The 22,233-nt window shown below is 60.3% G+C and carries 31 protein-coding genes and 2 pseudogenes; 25 read left to right on the forward strand and 8 right to left on the reverse strand.

All coding sequences use genetic code 11. The features are described from left to right. Positions 1 to 56 precede the first annotated feature (56 nt). Positions 57 to 386, reverse strand: a complete 330-nt coding sequence (locus tag KFB96_RS24510) for a hypothetical protein (RefSeq protein ID WP_213455969.1) — start codon at positions 384 to 386, stop codon at positions 57 to 59. A 370-nt stretch (positions 387 to 756) separates the two neighbouring features. Here KFB96_RS24510 and KFB96_RS24515 point away from each other — a divergent pair, with 370 nt between their 5' ends. Both KFB96_RS24515 and KFB96_RS24520 read left to right on the forward strand, forming a co-directional pair. Further along, complete coding sequence (locus KFB96_RS24515; protein WP_213455967.1) at positions 757 to 1,548, forward strand: FkbM family methyltransferase; 792 nt, start codon at positions 757 to 759, stop codon at positions 1,546 to 1,548. Positions 1,549 to 1,643: 95 nt separating this feature from the next. Continuing rightward, a complete protein-coding gene (locus KFB96_RS24520) occupies positions 1,644 to 1,889 on the forward strand; it encodes a hypothetical protein (RefSeq protein ID WP_213455965.1) in 246 nt (81 codons plus the stop codon). 157 nt (positions 1,890 to 2,046) lie between these two features. Here the strand turns inward: KFB96_RS24520 and KFB96_RS24525 are convergent, their stop codons facing one another. The 3 genes from KFB96_RS24525 to KFB96_RS24535 form a co-directional block, all read right to left on the reverse strand. After that, positions 2,047 to 3,426 (reverse strand): IS4 family transposase, encoded by a 1,380-nt coding sequence (locus KFB96_RS24525; RefSeq protein ID WP_213501583.1) that lies wholly within the window; start codon positions 3,424 to 3,426, stop codon positions 2,047 to 2,049. A 159-nt stretch (positions 3,427 to 3,585) separates the two neighbouring features. After that, entirely contained in the window at positions 3,586 to 3,759 is a 174-nt protein-coding gene (locus KFB96_RS24530; protein WP_213455963.1) for a hypothetical protein, read from the reverse strand. A gap of 3 nt (positions 3,760 to 3,762) precedes the next feature. Further along, positions 3,763 to 4,233, reverse strand: a complete 471-nt coding sequence (locus KFB96_RS24535; protein ID WP_213455961.1) for a type II toxin-antitoxin system VapC family toxin — start codon at positions 4,231 to 4,233, stop codon at positions 3,763 to 3,765. A gap of 190 nt (positions 4,234 to 4,423) precedes the next feature. On the opposite strand from KFB96_RS24535, the gene KFB96_RS24540 reads away from it, so the two are divergent. The 5 genes from KFB96_RS24540 (at position 4,424) to KFB96_RS24560 (ending at position 6,638) form a co-directional block, all read left to right on the forward strand. Then, a complete protein-coding gene (locus KFB96_RS24540) occupies positions 4,424 to 5,296 on the forward strand; it encodes a DUF2887 domain-containing protein (RefSeq protein WP_213455958.1) in 873 nt (290 codons plus the stop codon). Between the two features lie 168 nt (positions 5,297 to 5,464). Beyond that, positions 5,465 to 5,674 carry a hypothetical protein gene (locus KFB96_RS24545; protein ID WP_213455956.1) on the forward strand — a complete coding sequence of 70 codons (210 nt, stop codon included), beginning with the start codon at positions 5,465 to 5,467 and terminating at the stop codon, positions 5,672 to 5,674. Between the two features lies 1 nt (position 5,675). Then, the gene (locus tag KFB96_RS24550; RefSeq protein WP_213455954.1) at positions 5,676 to 5,948 is read left to right on the forward strand and encodes a type II toxin-antitoxin system RelE/ParE family toxin; all 273 of its coding nucleotides are present in this window, start codon (positions 5,676 to 5,678) and stop codon (positions 5,946 to 5,948) included. 33 nt (positions 5,949 to 5,981) lie between these two features. After that, entirely contained in the window at positions 5,982 to 6,119 is a 138-nt protein-coding gene (locus KFB96_RS24555; RefSeq protein ID WP_213455952.1) for a hypothetical protein, read from the forward strand. Positions 6,120 to 6,179: 60 nt separating this feature from the next. Further along, entirely contained in the window at positions 6,180 to 6,638 is a 459-nt protein-coding gene (locus KFB96_RS24560; RefSeq protein WP_213455950.1) for a DUF29 domain-containing protein, read from the forward strand. A gap of 927 nt (positions 6,639 to 7,565) precedes the next feature. Here KFB96_RS24560 and KFB96_RS24565 read toward each other — a convergent pair. After that, a complete protein-coding gene (locus KFB96_RS24565) occupies positions 7,566 to 7,787 on the reverse strand; it encodes a hypothetical protein (protein ID WP_213455948.1) in 222 nt (73 codons plus the stop codon). Between the two features lie 130 nt (positions 7,788 to 7,917). On the opposite strand from KFB96_RS24565, the gene KFB96_RS24570 reads away from it, so the two are divergent. Genes KFB96_RS24570 through KFB96_RS24580 form a run of 3 tightly spaced genes read left to right on the forward strand, consistent with a single transcriptional unit; the run spans position 7,918 to position 8,613 of the window. After that, positions 7,918 to 8,151: a hypothetical protein gene (locus KFB96_RS24570; RefSeq protein ID WP_213455946.1), complete on the forward strand. Its 234-nt coding sequence runs from the start codon at positions 7,918 to 7,920 to the stop codon at positions 8,149 to 8,151. After that, positions 8,148 to 8,432, forward strand: coding sequence for a type II toxin-antitoxin system mRNA interferase toxin, RelE/StbE family (locus KFB96_RS24575; protein ID WP_213455944.1), 285 nt, complete (start codon positions 8,148 to 8,150; stop codon positions 8,430 to 8,432). The genes KFB96_RS24570 and KFB96_RS24575 overlap by 4 nt, the downstream gene beginning before the upstream one ends. Continuing rightward, a complete protein-coding gene (locus tag KFB96_RS24580; protein ID WP_300971753.1) occupies positions 8,428 to 8,613 on the forward strand; it encodes a DUF4351 domain-containing protein in 186 nt (61 codons plus the stop codon). The genes KFB96_RS24575 and KFB96_RS24580 overlap by 5 nt, the downstream gene beginning before the upstream one ends. An 896-nt stretch (positions 8,614 to 9,509) precedes the next feature. Here the strand turns inward: KFB96_RS24580 and KFB96_RS24585 are convergent. Further along, positions 9,510 to 9,695, reverse strand: coding sequence for a hypothetical protein (locus KFB96_RS24585; protein ID WP_213455942.1), 186 nt, complete (start codon positions 9,693 to 9,695; stop codon positions 9,510 to 9,512). 145 nt (positions 9,696 to 9,840) lie between these two features. Here KFB96_RS24585 and KFB96_RS24590 point away from each other — a divergent pair, with 145 nt between their 5' ends. Beyond that, a complete protein-coding gene (locus KFB96_RS24590; RefSeq protein ID WP_200377335.1) occupies positions 9,841 to 10,104 on the forward strand; it encodes a DUF433 domain-containing protein in 264 nt (87 codons plus the stop codon). Continuing rightward, entirely contained in the window at positions 10,104 to 10,445 is a 342-nt protein-coding gene (locus KFB96_RS24595) for a DUF5615 family PIN-like protein (protein WP_213455940.1), read from the forward strand. The genes KFB96_RS24590 and KFB96_RS24595 overlap by 1 nt, the downstream gene beginning before the upstream one ends. 352 nt (positions 10,446 to 10,797) lie before the next feature. Here the strand turns inward: KFB96_RS24595 and KFB96_RS24600 are convergent, their stop codons facing one another. Further along, positions 10,798 to 11,391, reverse strand: a complete 594-nt coding sequence (locus KFB96_RS24600) for a transposase (RefSeq protein WP_300971754.1) — start codon at positions 11,389 to 11,391, stop codon at positions 10,798 to 10,800. Positions 11,392 to 11,689: 298 nt separating this feature from the next. Between KFB96_RS24600 and KFB96_RS24605 the strand changes: the two genes are divergently transcribed. From KFB96_RS24605 to KFB96_RS24625, 6 genes are all read left to right on the forward strand, one after another. Continuing rightward, the gene (locus tag KFB96_RS24605) at positions 11,690 to 11,902 is read left to right on the forward strand and encodes a hypothetical protein (protein WP_232407198.1); all 213 of its coding nucleotides are present in this window, start codon (positions 11,690 to 11,692) and stop codon (positions 11,900 to 11,902) included. Then, positions 11,875 to 12,213, forward strand: a complete 339-nt coding sequence (locus KFB96_RS27735; RefSeq protein ID WP_366931447.1) for a type II toxin-antitoxin system PemK/MazF family toxin — start codon at positions 11,875 to 11,877, stop codon at positions 12,211 to 12,213. Before KFB96_RS24605 ends, KFB96_RS27735 begins: the two co-directional genes overlap by 28 nt. A gap of 652 nt (positions 12,214 to 12,865) precedes the next feature. After that, entirely contained in the window at positions 12,866 to 13,111 is a 246-nt protein-coding gene (locus KFB96_RS24610; RefSeq protein ID WP_213455938.1) for a type II toxin-antitoxin system HicA family toxin, read from the forward strand. Next, positions 13,108 to 13,320 (forward strand): type II toxin-antitoxin system HicB family antitoxin, encoded by a 213-nt coding sequence (locus KFB96_RS24615; RefSeq protein ID WP_213455936.1) that lies wholly within the window; start codon positions 13,108 to 13,110, stop codon positions 13,318 to 13,320. The genes KFB96_RS24610 and KFB96_RS24615 overlap by 4 nt, the downstream gene beginning before the upstream one ends. Before the next feature lie 552 nt (positions 13,321 to 13,872). After that, entirely contained in the window at positions 13,873 to 14,151 is a 279-nt protein-coding gene (locus tag KFB96_RS24620) for a type II toxin-antitoxin system RelB/DinJ family antitoxin (RefSeq protein WP_213455934.1), read from the forward strand. After that, a complete protein-coding gene (locus tag KFB96_RS24625) occupies positions 14,123 to 14,443 on the forward strand; it encodes a type II toxin-antitoxin system YafQ family toxin (protein ID WP_213455933.1) in 321 nt (106 codons plus the stop codon). Before KFB96_RS24620 ends, KFB96_RS24625 begins: the two co-directional genes overlap by 29 nt. 149 nt (positions 14,444 to 14,592) lie before the next feature. Here the strand turns inward: KFB96_RS24625 and KFB96_RS24630 are convergent. Then, positions 14,593 to 14,769, reverse strand: a pseudogene (locus KFB96_RS24630) (IS4 family transposase); the annotation flags it as partial. A gap of 240 nt (positions 14,770 to 15,009) precedes the next feature. On the opposite strand from KFB96_RS24630, the gene KFB96_RS24635 reads away from it, so the two are divergent. The 7 genes and pseudogenes from KFB96_RS24635 to ltrA all read left to right on the forward strand — a co-directional run bounded on the left by KFB96_RS24635 (position 15,010) and on the right by ltrA (position 21,810). Next, the gene (locus tag KFB96_RS24635) at positions 15,010 to 15,291 is read left to right on the forward strand and encodes a hypothetical protein (RefSeq protein ID WP_213455930.1); all 282 of its coding nucleotides are present in this window, start codon (positions 15,010 to 15,012) and stop codon (positions 15,289 to 15,291) included. Between the two features lies 1 nt (position 15,292). Next, positions 15,293 to 15,685 (forward strand): type II toxin-antitoxin system PemK/MazF family toxin, encoded by a 393-nt coding sequence (locus KFB96_RS24640; protein WP_300971003.1) that lies wholly within the window; start codon positions 15,293 to 15,295, stop codon positions 15,683 to 15,685. Between the two features lie 428 nt (positions 15,686 to 16,113). Continuing rightward, on the forward strand, positions 16,114 to 16,374 hold the full coding sequence (locus tag KFB96_RS24645; RefSeq protein ID WP_213457080.1) for a hypothetical protein: 261 nt from the start codon (positions 16,114 to 16,116) through the stop codon (positions 16,372 to 16,374). Positions 16,375 to 16,403: 29 nt separating this feature from the next. Next, positions 16,404 to 16,649 carry a type II toxin-antitoxin system VapC family toxin gene (locus KFB96_RS27740; protein WP_366931463.1) on the forward strand — a complete coding sequence of 82 codons (246 nt, stop codon included), beginning with the start codon at positions 16,404 to 16,406 and terminating at the stop codon, positions 16,647 to 16,649. Positions 16,650 to 17,681: 1,032 nt separating this feature from the next. Next, positions 17,682 to 17,950 (forward strand): annotated as a pseudogene (locus tag KFB96_RS24655) (BrnT family toxin). Further along, positions 17,934 to 18,203: a BrnA antitoxin family protein gene (locus KFB96_RS24660; RefSeq protein WP_213455922.1), complete on the forward strand. Its 270-nt coding sequence runs from the start codon at positions 17,934 to 17,936 to the stop codon at positions 18,201 to 18,203. Before KFB96_RS24655 ends, KFB96_RS24660 begins: the two are co-directional and overlap by 17 nt. 2,296 nt (positions 18,204 to 20,499) lie before the next feature. Further along, positions 20,500 to 21,810, forward strand: a complete 1,311-nt coding sequence (gene ltrA / locus KFB96_RS24665) for a group II intron reverse transcriptase/maturase (protein ID WP_213465147.1) — start codon at positions 20,500 to 20,502, stop codon at positions 21,808 to 21,810. Positions 21,811 to 22,233 lie beyond the last annotated feature (423 nt).

Raw genomic sequence — 22,233 nt, forward strand, 5'->3', positions numbered from 1 at the left:
GGCGCCGGAGATAACTGCTGAAGCCAGACGAGCCGAATTGACGTATACGGGACGATTTAAGCCCTCTCACAGAGCGACATGTGTGGCGACCTGCATAATCCCCGGTCCGAAGCGTACATAGCGATGGTGGGTCGGTAGATGCCGATCTGCTCCACCCCGCGTCGCCGATCGGCCCGGACCAGCTCGCCCCGGCCGTCCTCTCGGCGACGCTCGACGAGGTCGCTGCGGTGCTTCAGATCCTCGACCCCGAGCAATGCGCGGAGCTCGCGGATCAGGCCATCCGTCTGCTCGAAGAGCGCGCCGCCCAGGGCGTCGATGTTGCGGCGGCGCGGCGGCGTCTCGATCTGATCCTTGCAAGTCTCGGGGTAGAAGACGCTCCACGCCATTTTTCTTTTCGCTTGGTCCGAGCGCATCCAGGTCGCGCAGAGTCTGGATGAGGTGGTGCATTGATGTGCTCGCGCAGGCAATCGGAAGGGGACGTCGCCCACTTCTTGTCCGATGTTGCATATCAAGACCGGCCTCGCTCGTAAGACCGGCCACCCAAAACATCAGTCGCTCGTGACACCGCTCCGCAGCGTCACCCATGCAGCTTTCACGAACTCATGACACCGCTCCCACCAACTCGTGACACCGCTCTCACCAACGCGTGACACCGCTTTCACCAACGCGTGACACCGCTCCCACCAACTCATGACACCGCTCTCACCAACGCGTGACACCGCTCCCACCAACTCATGACACCGCTCTCACGAACTCGTGACACCGCTCTCACGAACTCGTGACACCGCTCTGCGGTGTCACGCATGCCCCTGGCGCTCCGCGCCAAGTGCCACCACGGCCAAAACGCCAAACGAAGCCCCCTACGAGCACCTTCCAACAACGCCCCGCCATCCTCACCCCCATACCCGAAAGCCAAACAGCGTCCCCGATCGGCAACAACGCCAACACCCCCGAATCCCCCCATTCCATGCTGGGATCCGCCCCGGAAACAGGCGATCTCCCGGAACCCCCCGAGATCGCTGGCCCAAGGCCCGGCTGATCTGCTTCGAGCCGCTTCCCGGACCTCGCGCCAAGCTCGCCCGCGTCACCCGCGGACAGGCCGAGATCCACGACTGCGCCCCGGGAGCCGCCCCCGGCGAAGGCCGCATGCATCTCGCCACCCGCACCGACTCCTCCTCTCTCCTCGCCTTGGGCGCACGCCAGAAGGCCATCTACGGGATGGAAGAATCCGGGGAGCTGCGCGTGCCGATCAAGCGTCTCGATGCCTGCCACCCGACACCCCCGAAGCGGCCCGCGCAGCTGAAGATCGACGTCCAAGGCTTCGAGCTGGAGGTGCTCAAGGGCGCCACCGATCTGCTGCCGAACGTCGATGCGGTCTATGTCGAGGCATCCTATGTCGAGCTCTACGAGGGCCAGGCCCTGCACGAGGAGATCGAGCACTTTCTGATCGAAGCCGGTTACAATCTGGACGGGCGCTTCAATACCCATGTCCACCAAGGTGAGCCGGTGCAGGCGGATCTGCTGTTTCGGCGCCGAACTTCCAGCTAGCGCGAACCACAGCCATGAGCGGAAATAGGCACATGTCAAGACCCTAGACCCCGTTGCCGTCTTTTCTCGTTTCTCAAAGCCCTGCGAGGAATCCCATGCTAACTGAATACATTCACGCAGCCTTAGCTCGCTCCGACTATAAAAAGCTCGACGATCAAACATGGTTTGCCGAGATCCTCGGATTTGACGGTGTCTGGGCCAACGCGGCGACCGTGGAGGCCTGTCGCTCCGAGTTGCGCGAGGTTCTCGAAGAGTGGTTGATTCTCAAGTTACGTGATCACGATCCGATCCCCACCATCGAGGGCATGGATCTTGGCATCGTGGAATCCGAGGCCGCGTGAATGCCCGGAGCGATCTTGCGTCCGGTCAATCGCTGTTTTATATGAATTCAGGCTTAAGTTAGCGCCATTCGGCTCTGACCCGAATGGCACTAACTTAAGCTAAAACCGCTGTAAAAACAGTCCGTCCTGAGCGTCATCCGCAACGCGCGAGCGGCGCTCAACGCTGTTTCTTGGGGTGGCCATGTTCGCGGACCTCCTCCTGCGCGATCTTCCGCGGCTTGGTCAACAGCGGGTCGCTTTTCAGGCGCCGCTTCAAGGCGCGCGGTTCGATCCGACCGGCTCGTCGACCTACGCGGGGTTGGGCCATCAGCACCAACAGGGCATGGATGCAGACGCTGTCGTGGGTGCCGCCGCACTGCAGTACGCAGCCCCACATCTGCACGACATGCTTGAAGCTGAGCTGGCGCGGGATCTGGTCCGCCACCACAGCGGCCTGCGCCATCAAGAGCCGGATCAGATTGTAGGCCAAGAGGTAGACCCACAGTTCCTTGAGGGCCATCGCCGGGGTTTTGCAGCGCAGATGCTCCATGCCGAGCGTGGTCTCGAGGTTTCTCAGATCCAGCTCGACGTGCCGGCGCTGCCGGTACAGCACCTTGAGCATGGACTTGGGGGTCGCCTTCGGGCAGAGCAGCGTGGTGACCATGATCTTGCCGCCGGCCTGAAACTCGCGCACCTTCAGAGTCGCCGGGGCTTGCGCGTATTCCTCGGGGCTCATCCAGTCGGGTCGCTTCTTCGGCTTGCTCGGCACGATCAGGTGATCGCGCGCGCCGAGCCGCTCACCGAGGCGGAAATCGGTGCTGCGCTTGCGCGCACCGTGCTGCTCGAACAGCCCGTCCACGCCGCCGCGCACCAGCTCGCAGAGCAGAAAATAGGTCGCGTAGAAGGCGTCGCCGAGAAGGATCTCCCCGCTTTGGAGGCTGTCGAGCAGCTCGCGCAGCAGCGTCTGCTCGTCGCTGCCCTTTCCCGCGCAGGGGCCGAGCGCGGCATCGAGTACCGCCCCGGTCGCCAAACACACCAAGGCCACCAACCGTGCGATCGGAAAGCCCAGGCCGGCCTTCTGGCTGGCGGGCTGCGGATACTTGGCCTGGTTCTGCGGGGTATCGGACAAGGTCACCGTCGCGCCGTCGACCAGGCGCACCCGTCGCCCCTGCCACAGCCACCAGCCGGGCGCAGCCTTTGCCACCAACCCCGCGGCCTCGCGCGCCAGCGTCGTGATCATCGGCAACGGCAGGCGCGTCCGGGCTTGGCAATAGGCACTGGTGTTGGTCGCGAGGGGTTCGTCGCCGTCGAGCGCACGCCGTACCGCCGCGGCGTTGACCACGGCACGGCAACTGCCGTCCTCCGAGAGCGCTTGGGTCATGAACATTGCCAGGGTCTCGGTCGGGGAGTACACCCGCTTGCGAAACGGCGGCTGGAGCGCTTCGACCCGGTCGAGCAGCTGCGGAGCGCTCAACAGGTCGAAGAATCCGCCGACATCGGTGTCGGCGACATGGGCAAGGACGCGTTGCCGTTGCGCGGCGTGCTGGTTAGGATGCATGGGGGCTGCCGTCCGAGGTGGTGAGTTGGCTTTGGCGAGTTCAGCCTATCACCTTGGCAGCCCCTAACCCAATCTTTTCAGGATCTTGCGACCGCATCCTTCCTTATCTTAGCGCCATTCGAACCTGACCCCTTTTCTTAAACCTGACCCCGTTGCCCGTTAGCTGCCGGTCTTCTTGAGCAGCAAACGAGGACCCCGGGTGACCACTTCGCGCTGTGATTTCGCTTGGCGATCCCTCAGTGCCTCGCAAATCCGGTCAAGGTCGTGACCGTACTTTTCGGCGTGCTCGGCACGGAATTTCCGAATTTCTTCGACGATTGGATCTTCACGCATGATTCATGCTCCCAACTCTTCGGGTGAACAAAGAACCGGACAGACGAAACCTCGGCGCTCAATAACCGTGGCGATTGCTTGTTTGGTTTCGGCGTTGTTGATGTGCTTGAAGTTCCAGGTCAGCAAGTAGTCCATGCCTGATGCCGCAGCGATGGCGATATGAAGGGCGTCCTCCTCACTGTTCCTCGGTACAGCGCCAAGCGCGATCAAGTCCTTGGCCAAGAGGTTCGCTTGATCGGTGATATCCAACGCGGGGACGTCATCAACAAGAGCTAGCCGCGTCTGGGCCGCTTTCGGGTCTCCCTTGGAGATCTCGTCTTCAACAAGCGTTGAGATGAACACGTCGTACTGACGGCGACGTACGTCCCACCACTCGGCGGTAATTGCTTGCCGCGCGGCGACAACCAAATCGCGACTTGGCCTAGACGCCAAGTAGCTGATAACCGATGACTCGATGTAGACCGCAGCGGTCAAATTGCGATGACTCCCGTTGGCCTATCGCACGCAGCTAGCGTGAAGTGTAGGCGCAGACAACGAACCGGACCGCTTTTCCCCACCATCAAGATGGACTCGGGGCGTCTGGGCATGCCGGAAGTTTAGCAGAAAATGAACCTGACCCCTTTTCCTAAAACCAATCTGCCCCTTACTCTGAAGACCGACGATTGTGAAGACCGACCACCCGATCTACCTCTTCCTCTCGGCCGGCCCCGAGGCGTTCCGAGTTCTGACCGGCGGGCACCGGCTCGAGGGCGCCTATCGCTTCTGCTCGCTGACGATCAAGGGCATCGAGCGACGCCTGGACGGGATCTTCGAGCCCGAGGGGCACGCGGGGCCGGTCTATGTGGTCGAATTCCAGGGCCAAGCTCTGGGGAAGGCTTGGTACAATCTGCTCGCGAAGATCGGTCTTTACGGCGAGGCGAATCCCGAGCGCGAGGTGGTGGGCGTCGGGGTCTTCCTGCGCGAGCAGGATGTCCCGCCTTGTCCGAGCTGGGCGAACCGGGCCGATGCACCGCTGCTGCGTGTTGCGCTGCGTGCTGTACTACCGGAGTGGTTGGCGCGCGAGCCGGACAACCCCTATGTAGCGGTGTTCGCGCCGCTGCTGATCGAGGACGACGCCGAGTTGCGTGCCCGAGCCCCGACGCTGTGGCACACGGTGCAGGCGGCGGCGGTGCCCGCCGAGGTCCGCGAGGTCCTCGGCCAGGTCCTGGAATTTTGGTTTTTCGAGCGATTTCGCGGACTCACCGCGAAGGAGATCTGGGCGATGTTGAATCTGGTGACTCCCATCCAGGAAACGCGGGCCTATCAGTCGATCTTTGCCGAAGGCAAGGCCGAGGGCGAGGCCGAGGGCGAGGCCAAAGGCAAGGTCGAGGGCAAGGCCAGTACATTGAAGCGCCTATTGGAGCGCCGTTTCGGCCCTGTCCCGGCCTGGGCGGAGCGGCGGATCGACGCGGCCGGGATTGCGCAGCTGGACGTTTGGCTCGACGGCATCTTCGATGCCGCGAACGTGGAAGACCTGATTGGTCCCGAGTCCGGTTGAAGGGTGAGCCGGTGCAAGGAGGGATCGGCCGTGTCGGCGCTGATATTCGAGCACGCGCGAACCAAAGTCATGACCGAGAAAATAAATCTGTCCCTTTTCTACTTTGTCCCTTTTCTACTTTTCTAGCGCAACTGGCATGGCTATCTCGACCGTTGGAGCAACCACACGATGAACCTGACCGTCCCCATCCCTGATCGGGCCGCCACGGCGCTAGCCGGACTGGCCAAGGCCCGCGGCAAGACTCCAGAACAAGTCATCGCCACCCTGGTGGAGCACTACCTAGAAGACGTGGAAGACCTCGCCGATGCGATGGAGGCCCTCGACGACGGCGAGGCACCGATCCCGCTGGAGCAAGTGAAGCGCGACCTCGGTTTTTGACATGCCCTGGAAGGCAGCCCTCAAGCCACGCGCGAAGCGTCAGCTGGCGAAGCTGGATCGCTCGGTGCAGAAGCGACTCTTGGACTTCATGGATAGATTGAGCGGTCGCGATGATCCGCGCGAGCTGGGGCGTGCGCTGCAAGGTCATCACCAACTCTACAAGTTTCGCGTCGGGGACTATCGCATCATCGCGCAAATCCAAGAGGAAGCACTGTTGGTGGTGGTCAAGCTCGGCCACCGGCGCGAGGTCTACCGTGAACTCGACGGGCTTTGATCCCTGCACGGCAGCAGCAATGATGTGAACCTCATGACCCCGATTCAGGAGACCAAAGCGTATCAATTGAACTTTGCCGACGGCGAAGCCAAGGCCAAGGCAGGCATCTTGAGCCGCCAGCCGACCCAACGCTTCGGCCCCTTGCCGACCTGGGACGAGAAAGGGCTCTGACCCTTTTTCTCCGATATCCGCGTACCCTAAGGTCGGTATCGCAAGCATCAGGCACCGCTCATGACCAAAACCACATGCTATGACACCGATTACCTGCGCTGGCTCGAAGACCAGGCGCGCCATCTCCGTGCGGGCGACCTCGAACGACTCGATCGGGAACACCTTTCGGAGGAGCTTGACGGCATGAGCCGAAGCGAGCGGCGACAACTGCGCAACCGTCTGATCGTTTTGGTTCTGCATCTTCTCAAGATGCAGTGCCAACCCGAACGCCGTTCCCGCAGCTGGGGCGTGACCGTCATCACGCAACGGATCGATATCAAGCTTCTGCTCAAAGAGAGTCCGAGCTTACGGCCAACGCTGGCTGCGACCCTCGGTGAGATCTACGATACGGCTCGGCGCGAGGCGGCGCAGGAAACCGGGCTGGCACTGAACCGCTTTCCGTCGACCTGTCCATTTACCATCGATCAGGTTCTGGACGATGAGTATTGGCCCGCTGCCGGCGAAGGCGACTTCGGATGAACTGTCGCCACTGCCAAATCCCGCTAACCCTGCTGTTCGTCCTAAAAAGCCTCGGTGCGAAGTGAGCCATTCCGTGCAGCGGCACAACCTGAAGTGGCGGCAATCCTTGCACGGCCGATCCGATGTCGGTCGGCCGACCGGGGAGAAAGTGCTGCATTTCAAGACCTGACCGTATGCCGTAACAGGCTGATTAACTTGCGGGTTTAAGTCCCGCCGATGGAGTTGCTCGTACACCATTGTAGTGCCCCGGAGCGGCGTTTGGGTAACCAAGGGTCGTGAGTTTCGTGGGTGCAAAACCGCAGGCCGCAGCGCAAGCGAACCTGGAGGTAGCCTCGTCACTTAATCGAAGAAGCCGACCCTGTGGTCAGAAGGGGAAGGCCGCCGCCGGTGGGAAGAGACAACGAGAGCGTCCCATCGATTCTTCCGGGGTAGCAGGGGTGGCATGTGGTGGAAGTTGATCAGTCCCAGTGCGGGAGACCCGTGACGGTGGCGGCGCAGAACCGTCAACCGTGCCGTATAAGGCGAGTCCGAAGTCGACGCGGGCCGTCACGGGAGTCGGAGGGGCTCATAGTACCGTTTGAGGGCCTGGGACAACATAACCCGGCCCGAGGAAAGGAGCCCTACTTTGTGCACGCATCCAAAGCGCGGAGGATCAGGAGATTGCGACCTTGTCGCTAGCCACTCCAATAATGATCAGGACGCTGTGGCGGACGCTTGATTGTCGAGCCAAGCTTGCTGGAGTGCAGCGCATGCTCGGCAGTGACGCACATCGGAAAGCCGTGTACGGGAGAACTGTATACACGGTTTGATGAGGGAGGGCTGGCTACCGGGACCAGGGTTCGGCTAGTGAGGCACCGCCAAACGAAAGGGGCGGCAACAGATAGGCCGGATCTACCGTCACGGGACACCTGCCCTCTACTCTACCCGCTATGCGTGCGCGCACTCCGGCACCGGCGGCGGCGCGGCCCTCGCGCCCAACACCCGCTCGATCGCGGCTGCGCGGTCCAAGGGCGAGAAGACCTCGAGCGCCTCGGGTCGCGCCCCGAATCCGGTCCGATCCAACAGATGACGGGTGTCCTCGATGTCCAAGGCCGCAACCGGTCGAGCCAGCACCAGCATCCAGGCGAACCACCGGATCCTCGACGACATACCCAGGTCTTCTGCTTCATAATGGTCGGAACTCTAGCGCCCCGACGAAGCGACGCAAGCGCGTCCGCACGAACGGGAGGGTTTCACGAACTCCGAACTCGTATTTCACACAGTCGGGAGGAATTCAAAGATGTTGAGCCGCGTCACCTTGGATGAAGTCATCAACACCGCACTGCAGTTGCCGCCCGACCAGAGAGAGATGTTGATCGGTATCCTGCGTCACCGTCAAAACGAGGCACGACGTGACGAGATTGCAGCGGACGCGCGACGGTCAATCGCAATGTTTCATGAGGGAAAGTTGAAGGCTCAGCCTGCCGAGGACGCCATCAATGATCTCCACCGGACCCTCGCGGATCCCGAATGAGGCCGCTCGTCGTCACGCCCAAGTTTCGTCGCGCTTACCGCAAGCTGGTCAAGCGAGACAGAACGCTGCAAGGCAATATCGATGGAGCGCTCCGGAATTTGCAGATGGACGTTTTTTCGGCCGGACTCGGAACGCACAAGTTGAGCGGCAGCCTTGTGGGGTTATGGGCATGTTCCTGCGGTTACGATTGTCGAGTGGTTTTTGCACTACAGACCGACGCGGAAAGCGGTGAGGAAGTGATCCTGTTGCTCGATATCGGAACGCACGACGAGGTGTATTGACGGCAATGCCAAGGGCGAAGCCAGTACATTGAAGCGCCAATTGACGCGCCGTTTCGGCCCTGTCCCGGCTCGGGCCGAGCGGCGGATCGACGCGGCCGCGGTTGCGCAGCTGGACAGTTGGCTCGACGGTATCTTGGATGCCGCGAACGTGGAAGACCTGATCGGTCCCGCATCCGGCTAAAGGGTGAGCCGGTGCCGGCGGATCTGCTGTTGCGGCGCCGAAATCCGCGCACGCCGGAAACAAACCCGTGAGCGAAAAAAGTGGCACATGTCAAGACCTGACCGTATGCCGTAACAGGCTGATTAACTTGCGGGTCTAAGTCCCGCCGATGGAGTTGCTCGTACACCATTGTAGTGCCCCGGAGCGGCGTTTGGGTAACCAAGGGTCGTGAGTTTCGTGGGTGCAAAACCGCAGGCCGCAGCGCAAGCGAACCTGGAGGTAGCCTCGTCACTTAATCGAAGAAGCCGACCCTGTGGTCAGAAGGGGAAGGCCGCCGCCGGTGGGAAGAGACAACGAGAGCGTCCCATCGATTCTTCCGGGGTAGCAGGGGTGGCATGTGGTGGAAGTTGATCAGTCCCAGTGCGGGAGACCCGTGACGGTGGCGGCGCAGAACCGTCAACCGTGCCGTATAAGGCGAGTCCGAAGTCGACGCGGGCCGTCACGGGAGTCGGAGGGGCTCATAGTACCGTTTGAGGGCCTGGGACAACATAACCCGGCCCGAGGAAAGGAGCCCTACTTTGTGCACGCATCCAAAGCGCGGAGGATCAGGAGATTGCGACCTTGTCGCTAGCCACTCCAATAATGATCAGGACGCTGTGGCGGACGCTTGATTGTCGAGCCAAGCTTGCTGGAGTGCAGCGCATGCTCGGCAGTGACGCACATCGGAAAGCCGTGTACGGGAGAACCGTATGCACGGATTGATGAGGGAGGGCTGGTATCCTGTGTCTATGACTCGGCTATTGAGGCACCGCCAAACGAAAGGGGCGGCAACAGATAGGCCGGGTCTACGGGCGCAGGATGCCTGCTCTCTACTCTACCCGCTATGGGGAGAAAAAAGGTCGTGCCATTGATCGGGGTCAGCTAAATGGTGACCCCGGCCTCGCGCTCAGCGCGGCGTCGCCGATGGCATAAGACTGGTTGTTGCCGCCCTTACGGTGCTCAGGCAAGTCAAACAACACCTTGCGAATCCGCTTCACCAAGCCGGTGACCCAGAACACGTCCGGCCCAGGATCACTCTGGGCAACGGCAGGCTTGAGGACCATCGGATTCTCCAGTAGCTTCTCAGGAGTCCCTCATAAAATAATGATCTTAAGTTTAGAACTGCTGGACCTGACCCCGTTCCCCCGGCTCTCTTTCTCCTCTCGTGCTATCATTCAGACGAATATCTGACTTGGAGCCTAACGCGCGATGAATGCCGTCATCGATCATGACGCCTCGCTCAAATACTTGGATGGCCGGATCACCGTTCATCCAGACATCTGCAACGGGCATCCGACGATCCGGGGCATGCGGATCACCGCCGAGACGGTTCTCGGCTTTTTGAGTGTGGGAGAGTCCCCGGACGAGATCTTGCGCCAGTATCCCTCGCTAGAGCCGGCGGACATCGAGGCTTGCCTGCGCTTTGCCGCTCACTTGATGGCCCGTCGCTATATGCTGCGCGATGTTGCCTGATGCCGCGTTTCCTGATCGATGTCAACCTCCCGTATCGTTTCGCATTGTGGTCGGGTAGCGACTGTTCGCACATGCGCGATCTCGGTGAAACCTGGACGGACACCCAGATTTGGGAGTATGCCCGTGAGCGCAACATGGTGATCGTGTCGAAGGATACGGACTTCTCGGATCGAATAGTGGTGAGTTCGCCGCCACCACGGGTTATTCACATTCGTATCGGAAACATGCGGATGCGTGACTTCCACGGCCTGATGACCCGATTGTGGCCGCAAGTCATCACATTGAGCACGAGTAACCGATTGGTTCGGATTTACCAAGACCGCATCGAGACGATCGAATGATCGATATGGTCGCACGTCTGCGCGGACTACCGTTTTGTCCTGCTGGATTTCACGACCTGCCCCCGTTCCTGCCCCTAACTGGCCATGCGAATCCGTGGTACGTCCCCTATTTCCCCCGGCTACGACAGCGTCCAACTCGCTGCCGCGCGCACCCTGTCCGACGCGGGCCCTGGCCCGGTCCAGTTCGCCTGCTTCGATCGCCGATTGCAGAACGCGGCACAGGTGCTGGGCTTGGAACCCCCATTCGCCGTCGGTCGGCTCTGAATCCCAGCGGTCCCGCTTTCCGGAAAAAGTTGGTCGTAGCCCCTTGCGGGAACCGCGTCGGGTGCTGCGCAGGTAGCAGACGCTATGATCAGAGTCCTTCAAGCTGTTGCTGGCGGTTCGCGTCGGGTGTTTCGTGCGGTGTGTCGACCGGCTTTTTCGGCCGTCCCCGCTGCGTCCTCCCGACGCATGTTCCCAGCGTCGCCTCGATGTGTTCTCGAAACCGGTCGTTTCCGAGAGGTGTGCCTGTTTGCAGACAGTCCCGGATGTTCCTCAAGGTTTGAGCATGCGGTTCATCCGAAAAGAGGGCACGGTAGGCGTCCCGGCGCCCTTGGTCGCTCGAGGCAAGGCGGAGAAACTCGGCGTGCTCCGTGATCAGGGCATTCGTTTCGCCATTGGCATGATGGGCGTAGCTTGACCACCGGTAGTGTCCCGGATGTTTGACTATCCCGGCCCGGACCGGGTTGAGCTCGATGTAGGCGTAGCAGGCGAGCAGGTAGGCTTCCGTCTGCACCAGGCTGGATTTGAAGCGCCCCTCCCACAGTGTTCCGCTGCGCCGATAGGTGTGATTGATGTAGGGGACGTAGCGTCGCCCGAGGTACTGCATGGTCCGGCTGACGCCATCGGCGTCATCCGGAGTCAGGAGCAGGTGGACGTGGTTGGTCATCAGCACATACGCAGGTATCCTGCATGATCAACGCTCCGAGGCTTCCTTCAACCAGTCGAGATACGCTCGGTAGTCGACGTCGTCAAAGAAGATCGGCTGCCGGTTGTTGCCGCGTTGGGCGACGTGAACGGGAACTCCGGGAAGGAAGAATCTTGGCTTGCGGGGCATCGGACCGGATGTCGGTTGATCGTTTCCGAGGAAGTATAGCATCGAGAAAGGGCTCTGACCCCTTTCCGACCCGTTTCTGCTGTGCCCCTGTTTTTTTGCCGCGTGTTAAGCTTTGGTTTGCCATCTTGTAGACTATTCGAAGGGCGCGATGATGCTGCAGACGATTGAAGTTGAGATTGACCGTGATGGCCAAATTCATCCGGTCGAGCCACTGCCTCGCCTACCGGCCGGTCGGGCATTGTTGACGTTGTTGCAGCCATCGACGGATGAAACGGCTTTGCTCGCGGAGGCGGCCCTTGCGGAAGATTGGCTCAAACCCGAGGAGGACGAGGCGTGGGCCTATTTGCAGCCGGACAAGTAACGATACTCCGCTTTCCGTTCTCTGATCTGAGCAGCAGCAAGCTTCGTCCAGCACTGCTTCTGGCCGATGTGGGACGGGGTGATTGGGTTGCCTGCCAGATCACGAGCAACCCCTATGCTGACCCAATGGCGGTAGAAATTGGCGCTGCGGATTTCGCTAACGGTGGTCTACAGCGCACCAGTTATGTGCGGCCTGGCAAATTGTTTACGGCCCACGAGAGCTTGTTCGTGTCCACTGCGGCCACTGTGCGAATTGAGAAATTGTTAGAGGTGCGGGGTGCGGTCATTGTGCTCCTACAAGGTGGATCGTGACGTGATGCTGGAGCGTTGCGAGGCGCTCCACGCTGCGGAGGCCGTGCGTCAACGCGTGCAAACCGCCGATCCGAACACCCGGCTGCGCTGGTCCGAATGGGTTTTCACGGCCACCGGTTTGGAGGACGTTTTCGCGGAGAGCGTGCAATGGGAGACCCCGATCCTTGGGGCTGCACGATTCCGTGGTACGTCCCCTATTTCTCCAGAGGGCCAGCGCGAAAGTGCTGGAGGTCCCACCGGACCCTAACGTCGGCGCGCCAGTTCCCGACCCTACCCGAGAGCGGCCGGGTCGCAACTTGGACCACGGGCGAGATCATGTGGCACCGCCGGGAAACCAGGCGGCAAACAGAGAATACAAACGTCGCCCTACCGTTCGGGGAGTGCCCGGCCTACTCAAAACCCCGAGCTTTTAGGTCCTAAAGTTTTGGTTTTTCGATCGCTTCCAGTGGCTTACCGCCAAGCCCGTGAGCAAATATAGTCACATATCAAGACCTGATTCCAGCCTTTGTTCACTTTCGTCCGGCGTTGGTGAACGATGAACCTGCGGAGGAAACCGGGGACGAGGAAACCGGGGACGTACCACGGTAATGCTCCGAGAAAAGGCTCTGACCCCGTTGCCGTCCTCTAACGTGGTACCACTGGTGACGTCGGCATGAGCAAACTGGAGAAACTGATTGCAAGTGTTCTTGCCAATCCGCGCGGAGCACGCTTTGAGGAAGCCTGCCGAGTGGCCCGCGTACTCGGATTTATCCATGAAGGTGGCCAAGGCTCGCATCGGGTTTTTAAGCGCAAAGGTGAGCCGACACAGTTGAACTTTCAGAGTCGTAACGGCCTGATTCCCGCCTACCAAGCGCATCAATTGGTCGAGATGATTCGCAAGTATGGGGAAGATGCATGACCAAGTATCTCATCGAGGTATTCTGGAGCGACGAAGACCAAGGTTTTATCGCCATCGCGCCAGACCTACCCGGATGCTCGGCATTCGGAGATACGGCGGCGGAGGCAGTCCGCGAGCTGGAAGATGCCCAATCCGCCTGGATCGAAGCATGCCAATCAAGCGGTGATTCGATCCCGGCACCGACGGCAAAAGCTCGCCATGCGGCCTAGCGGCTGATCCTATACTGATCAAAGAGACGCAGGGACGACAAGCCACCAATGGGGCCTCATCATTTTTCTTGTTATCCGCCAAACGGCGCTGCTGAAAATGTCATTTTTCAAGACCTGACCCCGAGCTTTTCGTGACGCACATCGGAAAGCCGTGTACGGGAGAGCTGTATGCACGGGTGATGAGGGAGGGCTGGCTACCGGGACCAGGGTTCGGCTAGTGAGGCACCGCCAAACGAAAGGGGCGGCAACAGATAGGCCGGATCTACCGTCACGGGACACCTGCCCTCTACTCTACCCGTCGCCCCCGGAACCGGCAGGACGCGGAACACTTCCAAACGGCCCTCGGCGAGCGGCTGAGGACATTCCGGCTGCGGCTGGCTGAAGAGAACGGCAAACAGAGAACACAAACGTCGCCCTACCGTTCGGGGAGTGCCCGGCCTACTCAAAACCCCGGCCTTCCCTCTACCCGGCTTTGCGTAAGGCGACCGGAACTTTGCGCCTTGACCGTATCTCTTATGAGATACAGAATAGCCAAATTCAGGAGGTTCTATCATGGCGAACACATCGATGCTACATGTCCGTGTAGATGACGACATCAAGGCTCAGGCCAGCGAGGCGCTGGCGGCCATGGGGCTGTCGGTTTCGGATGCCGTGCGGATTCTGCTCAAGCGCGTGGTCAACGATCAGGCTTTTCCGCTGGAGCTGAAGGTACCCAATGCCCAGACCCGTGCGGCCATGGAAGAATCGCGGGCGATGATGAAAGCACGCTCGGCCCGTTTCCAGTCCGCTGACGCTCTATTCGATGACCTCGAAAAAACCCGCAAGCAGTAAACGAGCTTCGTTACCACGGGCAGCCGACTACGCCAAGGCATTCCAGAAGGACTGGGAGCGGCTGTCCCGTTCCGGGCGCTACGACATGAAGCGACTCAAGCAAGCGATGCTGCTGCTCATTGCCAACGATGCGCCGCTCGGGCCTGAATGGCTGGACCACCCACTCAAGGGCGACTGGGCCGATCACCGGGAATGCCACATCGGCGGTGACTTCCTGCTGATCTACCAGGTCGAGGGCAAGACCATCAACTTCGTGCGCGCCGGCACCCACGCCGATTTATTTGAAGAGTGACGAGGGAAGTTGCCCCTCATCACCCGCAAAGGTGTGCGATGGGAGACCCCGGATGTCGCGGATCCCGAGCATGGCAAAAGTCAAGACCCCAGCCTTCGCTCCTGGAACTCCGCGAGAAAGGGCTCTGACCCCTTTTCCGCCACCGCCTCGTCGACCGCCTGCCGGCAGCTCCCATCGGCCGAGAGCACCTGCGCCAGAAACATCGACAAGGTCTCCGTCGGTGGGAACAGTCGTTCGCGATGCGCCGGCAGCAGTGCCTCGACGCCGTCGAGCAGTTGCGCGCTGGTCAACACGTTGAAGAACGCGTCAGCGTCGGTCTCCGCGGCGGGGCGCTAAATCAGTTCTTGTTGCTCCAAGGCTGGACGATGGCTAGCATGCATGAAGGCTGGCTCCTCAGGTGGTCGGTGTGATTTGGCGATTTCACCGTATCACCTTGGCCGGCCTTACCCATACTTTTTCAATCGCTTGCGCTTATCTTAAGCGCCATTCGGCTCTGACTCCTTTTCTCACGTAACTACAATGGCTATACTTGGGCTTACCAATACGCCCCCGAATGAGGTCATGACATGAGCAAAGCGTCCGCGGTGCGTTTTGAAGGTATCGTCCAGCCATGGGGCAACAGCCTGGGCCTGCGGATCACCCGTTCCGTCAGCGAGCTGGCTAACCTGAAGCGCGGTGCGCACGTCACGATGGAGATCACCGATGAAGGACTGCTGATTCGCCGCCAGGCAACGGAGCCTCGACGCCCGCTTCCCTTCTCCGAAGCGACCCTCCTCGATGGACTCACCCCTTTTACGGCACACGCCGATGAATTGCCCATCCTCATCGTCTCCGAACAGGATCACTGATGTGGCAACCGCTTTCATCCCGGACCGTAACGACATCGTCTGGCTCGATTTCGAGCCGACCAAAGGCCGGGAGATCGGCAAGTATCGACCGGCCCTGGTCCTGACCAGCCTGGTCTATCACCAACGAACCGGTCTGTTGATCTGCTGCCCGATCAGCACCAGCGTTCGCGGTGCGCCAACCGAGGTTCCCGTGCGTAACCTCGATCAGCCATGCGTCGTGGTGTGCAACCTCGTTCACACCCTGGACTGGAAGGCGCGCCAGGTCAAAAAGGCTGCCGAGGGTGCCCCTGGGCTGATGATGGACGTCCTGGCGCGTCTGATCCCTCTGATTGGAGCGGATCTACTGCTCGCATCGCCAGAATCCACACCCGCGGGCAAGGAGCCGTCACCCTAGCTCCGGCCGTTGAACGCTTCGTGCCCCATGCAAAGGTCTGACCTCGTTGATGATATTGGCCACATGACGCCTCACCCGCCAGGTGATCGCCGCTAATGCCCCTGGAGCACGCCCCGCGCGGCGCCCGACTGCGTTGCAACTCGTTGACGTAGAACCACTACGCCGCCTCGTTGCGCCTTGCCGGACACCGCGCGGGACGCACTCCAGGGGCCGTTCAACTGCCGGATCTAGGTTCAATGAGAACCACGGGCGCGTTGGCGGTACCAATGTCGCACTTCCCGACCGACATGAGCCTGCATGGGTGCGAGAAAATAGGTCGTGCCATTGATCGGGGTCAGCTAAATGGTGACCCCGTGACCCCGTGACCCCTTTCTTCCTTTTTTTTCATTTGAGCGACTAACCAAGACGGGCACTTGATGATGCGAGCCTTGCGAAAAATCTATGACAGCCTTCCGCCGATGATTGAAATACCGAGGGATTTGCGCAGCCGGCGCGTCGAGGTCGTCTTTCTGGACCTTGATGAATGCGAGGCTTCAAGCGTTGTATTGAACGCTGACTGGCCAGAGGGTCTTTTTGAGCGCACGGCCGGTGCCTGGCATGGCGAATTGTTGCGTGAGCCTCAAGGTGAATACGAGCAGCGTCAGGAGCTTGAGTGTTGTGGCTCCCGGACACTAACGTCTGCTATCTGAATCCGCGGCCGTCAACGGTTAAGCAGACGATGCGAGCGCATCCAGCATCGGATATTTATCTCTGTGATGTCGTGAAAGCTGAGCTTTTCTACGGTGCCTTCAAGAGTCAACGCATGGAAGCCAATCTCGCGGTACTGGATGAGTTGTTTCAGCATTTCAGTTCCTTGCCGTTCGATGGCGCGGCGGCGCGCGTATTCGGCCAGATTCGCGCCGAACTCCCGCATGCTGGTACGCCAATCGGTCCTTCTGACCTCCAGATAGCCTCCATTGCTTGAGTGCATCACTTCACCCTCGTGACGCACAATACCGACGAATTCAGGCGAGTCAGGGAACTGCGATTCGAAGATTGGGAATCCGGCGTCGTTTGATGGATTCCGTTGGGTGCGTTTGGAGAACCGCTGGCCTTGTTCATAGTCCCGGCCAGTCGCTGACGAATCGTGCGTAGTCAGGGCTTCCAGCCCTGATTCTGTCAGGCCAGGATGGCCTGACTACGCAGTCAGCCGCCGAAGTGGTCAGAGTTATGAACAACGCCGAACCGCTGATGCAGACACACTTTTCGCTTGGTCCGAGCGCATCCAGGTCGCGCAGAGTCTGGATGAGGTGTTGCATTGATGTGCTCGCGCAGGCAATCGGAAGGGGACGTCGCCCGCTTCTTGTCCGATGTTGCATATCAAGACCGGCCTCGCTCGTAAGACCGGCCACCCAAAACATCAGTCGCTCGTGACACCGCTCAGCAGTGTCACCCATGCAGCGTTCACGAACTCGTGACACCGCTCTTACCAACTCGTGACACCGCTCTGCGGTGTCACGCATGCCCCAGGCGCTCCGCGCCAAGTGCCACCACGGCCAAAACGCCAAACGAAGCTCCCTGCGAGCACCTTCCAACAACGCTCCGCCATCCTCACCCCCAAGGCAGAAAGCCAAACAGCGTCCCCGATCGGCAACAACTCCAATATCCCCGAATCCCCCCGATCCATGCTTGGATCCGCCCCGTAAACAGGCCCTCGACCCGGAAGCCCCCGGCCCCAACCCCGCACGACACGACAAGCCAACGACTCGACCTGTCTCCCTGTCTGCGCAAAGACACCAAGCTTCTGCAAAGCCCCGCCTGCTGGCCCGCACTGCTGCACGGCGTGGCCGCCACCCTTGGACCACGACACCGCCCTCGGACGCGACCGCTTCGCCACCGTCATCGATGTCGGCGCCAACAAAGGCCAATTCGCCGTCGATGCCCGCACGCGCTGGCCCGCGGCCCGGCTGATCTGCTTCTCCCTCTGTTTCTGCCTTTCTGGTACTACAATAAGGCAATGAAGATCGCCTTCGATCCTGCCAAGAACGCCAAGAACCGTGCCAAGCATGGCGTGTCCTTGGCATCGGCGGGGACCTTGAATGGGATCTGCTGCTGACTCGCGAGGACAAACGGGATGCCTATAACGAACAGCGTTGGATCGGCTACGCGCCCATCGGAAGGACAGTTTACTGCGTCGTCTACGCGGAAGAGGGCGATGCATACCGCATCATCAGTTTGCGCTCGGCAACACCGAGAGAGGTTCGAGACTATGCACGTCAAATCTAAATCAGGCCGGATTTTTGACCTGCCCAGCCCGGAGGAGGAAGAGCGGATCCGGACCGGTATCGCGGCGGATCCAGACACCTATGAGCTATCTGATGAGGAGATCGCCCAGCTACGCCCCAAGGCCGAATTACGCAAAGTCTCGACCAACATTCGCTTTGACGCCGACGTGCTCGAGGCCATAAAGGCGACCGGGCCAGGATGGCAGACCCGCATCAACGACATCGTGCGCGAGTACGTCGAAGCCCATCGGTGACACTAACCGTGACAGCATAGAGGCTTCCCGAGGGGCGTCTGCGAACCACTTGAGCAGTCTTTAAGCTTGACGGCTGCTCTGAATTGGCCGGCTTGACCCCGATCGGTCAACGGATTTCCGGATAGGCCGAAGTCACGTTGAGCTTTTGGGGAAGGTCCGGGCTTGCCACAACGTGAAAGCCAGCTCTGGAATGGTGACCCCGATCTTTTTCCGGCGGATCTGCTGTGTCGGCGCCGTGAAAGAAAATAAATCTGTCCGTTCGCAGTAACAACAGTAAGTCTAGCGGGTTGAAGTCCCGTCCGAGGAGTTGTCCGTACGACTCGGTAGCATGAGGAAGCGGCGTCTTGGTAACAAGGGGTCGTAAGTTTCCCCCCAGCAAAAGAGCAGGCCGTAACGCAAGTGAACCTAGAGGTAGCCTCGTGATATTAGGTTGGAGACGCCGACCCTGTGGACAGAAGGGGAAGGCCGTTGGGTGGCCATTGGAAGAACGGAAGTGATGGTCATCGTCTCTCGGGGTAGCAGGGGCGGCATGTTCTTGAAGACTGATCTGTCCAGTGCTGGAGATCCATGACGGGAAGTGGGCCAGACCACCAACGCCAGCGTATAAGGTCACGAAATCGCTGTCGCCCGTGATGGAAGTCAGAGGGGTTCATAGTACCGTTTGAGACTGAGGGACAACATAACCCCGGTCGAGGGAAGGGACCCTACTTTGTGCACGCCACCGAAGAGCGGAGGATCGGGAGATTGCGTTCATCGCTAGTCACTCCGAATACGATCAGGACGCTACAGAGGTCGCTCTACGGCAAGGCCAAGCAACTGAAGGTGTGCATGCCTTGTTGTGAAGCACATCGGAAAGCCGTGTGCGGGAAAACCGCATGCACGGTTTGATGAGGGAGGGCTGGTTGTCAGCACCACGCCCGGGCTACTTAGGCACCGCCAAACGAAAGGGGCGGAAACGGATAAGCCGGGACTACAGCGCTGGCAACCTGCTCTCTACTCTATCCTTTATTTCATTCGATGCCGCGAACGTGGAAGACCTGATTGGTCCCGAGTCCGGTTGAAGGGTGAGCCGGTGCAAGGAGGGATCGGCCGTGTCGGCGCTGATATTCGAGCACGCGCGAACCAAAGTCATGACCGAGAAAATAAATCTGTCCGTTCGCAGTAACAACAGTAAGTCTAGCGGGTTGAAGTCCCGTCCGAGGAGTTGTCCGTACGACTCGGTAGCATGAGGAAGCGGCGTCTTGGTAACAAGGGGTCGTAAGTTTCCCCCCAGCAAAAGAGCAGGCCGTAACGCAAGTGAACCTAGAGGTAGCCTCGTGATATTAGGTTGGAGACGCCGACCCTGTGGACAGAAGGGGAAGGCCGTTGGGTGGCCATTGGAAGAACGGAAGTGATGGTCATCGTCTCTCGGGGTAGCAGGGGCGGCATGTTCTTGAAGACTGATCTGTCCAGTGCTGGAGATCCATGACGGGAAGTGGGCCAGACCACCAACGCCAGCGTATAAGGTCACGAAATCGCTGTCGCCCGTGATGGAAGTCAGAGGGGTTCATAGTACCGTTTGAGACTGAGGGACAACATAACCCCGGTCGAGGGAAGGGACCCTACTTTGTGCACGCCACCGAAGAGCGGAGGATCGGGAGATTGCGTTCATCGCTAGTCACTCCGAATACGATCAGGACGCTACAGAGGTCGCTCTACGGCAAGGCCAAGCAACTGAAGGTGTGCATGCCTTGTTGTGAAGCACATCGGAAAGTCGTGTGCGGGAAAACCGCATGCACGGTTGTGTGTCCAGCGAAGGCTGGCGTGTTCAGCAGGAGACAGTCCTGCCGGGGTAACAGTCAGGAGCCCCGTAGCTTGGATCGCAGGGTGGCGGGAGACCAAGACTCTGAAGCCGATCGACAGCACCTTCCTTGGGGAGGTGGCGAGTCACCAGGCCGTAACAACAGTGAACGCAATGATGGCCTCGACAATGCGTATCTCCGAAGGCCGAGCCTGCAACCGTGGGGCGAAGGCAGCATGGCGGGTCGAAGTCTGACCGAGACGATCCGACCACTTCGGCGGGGTGAGTAGCGACGGCATGGTGGCAAGGGCACGCTAAGCAACTGGAGAAGCCCGTCTCGCCCCAGGGCGAAATCCCCGGAGCAAGGTAGGTCCTATAACCGGCGACACCGGGAAGTGGACCGAAGGCGAGCGGGTGGCGGATGGGCGCGTAGTAGCGCTGAAGCGGGGTAATGTCCGTGGAGCGAAGGCGCCCTACTGTTGGCAATCCTTGAACAAGATGGGAGGCAGGGGCGAGATGACAACGACGCCCATCGATCTGCAAGACCTGAGGAAGAGGATCTACATCAAGGCGAAGGCTGAACCGGCCTGGCGCTTCTGGGGACTCTACGTCCACGTGTGCAAAGAGGAGACCCTGCACGCGGCCTATGCGATGGCGAAAGCGAACAACGGTGCCCCCGGCAGTGACGGGGTGACGTTCGCGGCCATCGAGGCGGCTGGCGTTGAGGCGTTTCTGCAAGGCATCCGGGATGAGCTGGTCACCGGAACCTACCGACCGCAACCGAATCGCCGCCGGGAGATTCCCAAGGGAGACGGGCGCATGCGCGTCCCGGGGATTCCCTGCATTCGCGATCGCGTGGTCCAGGGGGCGCTCAAGCTGATTCTGGAGCCGATCTTCGAGGCTGACTTCCAGGATGGAAGCTATGGATACCGACCCAAGCGCACGGCGCATCAAGCCGTGCAGCGCGTGGCCGAGGCGATTGTGAGCAACAAGACCTATGTGATTGATGTGGACCTGGCGTCGTACTTCGACACGGTTCGTCACGATCTCCTCTTGGGGAAGGTGGCGGAGCGGGTCCGCGATGATCAGGTCTTGGGCTTGCTCAAGCGTATCCTCAAGGCCAGTGGCAAGCGGGGCGTTCCGCAAGGCGGTGTGATCTCACCCCTGCTCAGTAACCTCTACCTCAACGAGGTCGACCGGATGCTGGAGCGGGCCAAGGAGGTCACCCGCAACGGACGCTATACCTATATCGAGTATGCCCGTTATGCCGATGACCTGGTGATCTTGGTCGATGGGTATCGCCGGTGGAACTGGCTCGAGGACGCGGCCTGGCGACGCTTGGTCGAGGAGTTGGCCAAGCTCGATGTGCAACTCAATCAAGACAAGACACGACGACTGGACCTGAGCCAGGGAGGGGCATTCAGCTTCCCGGGCTTTGACTTCCGCCGGGCCAAGACTCGGCGCGGGGTCTGGGGCGCGCGTTACACGCCACGGATGAAGGCGCGTACCGCGATCCTGCAACGCCTCAAGGACGTGTTCCGCCGCTACCGCTCGCAGCCGATCGATCGGGTGATCGCCTTGATCAATCCGATCCTCAGGGGGTGGGTAGGCTACTTTCGGGTGGGGCACTCCAGTCGCTGTTTCGGGTATGTCCAAGATTGGGTGGAGAAGAAGATTCGGCGCCATTTAATGCGCGCGCGTCAGCGTCAGGGCTTTGGCTGGAAGAGGTGGAGTAGGACGTGGCTATACGAGGTGCTCGGGCTCTACGACGGGTACCGAATCGGGCTGCGTAAGCCGAAAGCGCTCCCAGTGCAAGAGGTCTCATAACCCTGGATGTGAAGTCGGCAGGAAAGCCCGGTGCCGGAAAACGGCACGCCGGGTTTGACGTGGCGGGGGCTGGAAACGTGATCATGGGAGCCGGACTGAGGGCCAGCACGAAAGTGCTGGAGGTCCCACCGGACCCTAACGTCGGCGCGCCAGTTCCCGACCCTACTGATGAGGGAGGGCTGGTTGTCAGCACCACGCCCGGGCTACTTAGGCACCGCCAAACGAAAGGGGCGGAAACGGATAAGCCGGGACTACAGCGCTGGCAACCTGCTCTCTACTCTATCCTTTATTTGTGACACCGCTCCCACCAACGCGTGACACCGCTCCCACCAACGCGTGACACCGCTCCCACCAACGCGTGACACCGCTCCCACCAACTCATGACACCGCTCCCACCAACTCGTGACACCGCTCTGCGGTGTC

The organism is Thiocapsa sp., assembly GCF_018399035.1.
GTDB lineage: Bacteria > Pseudomonadota > Gammaproteobacteria > Chromatiales > Chromatiaceae > Thiocapsa.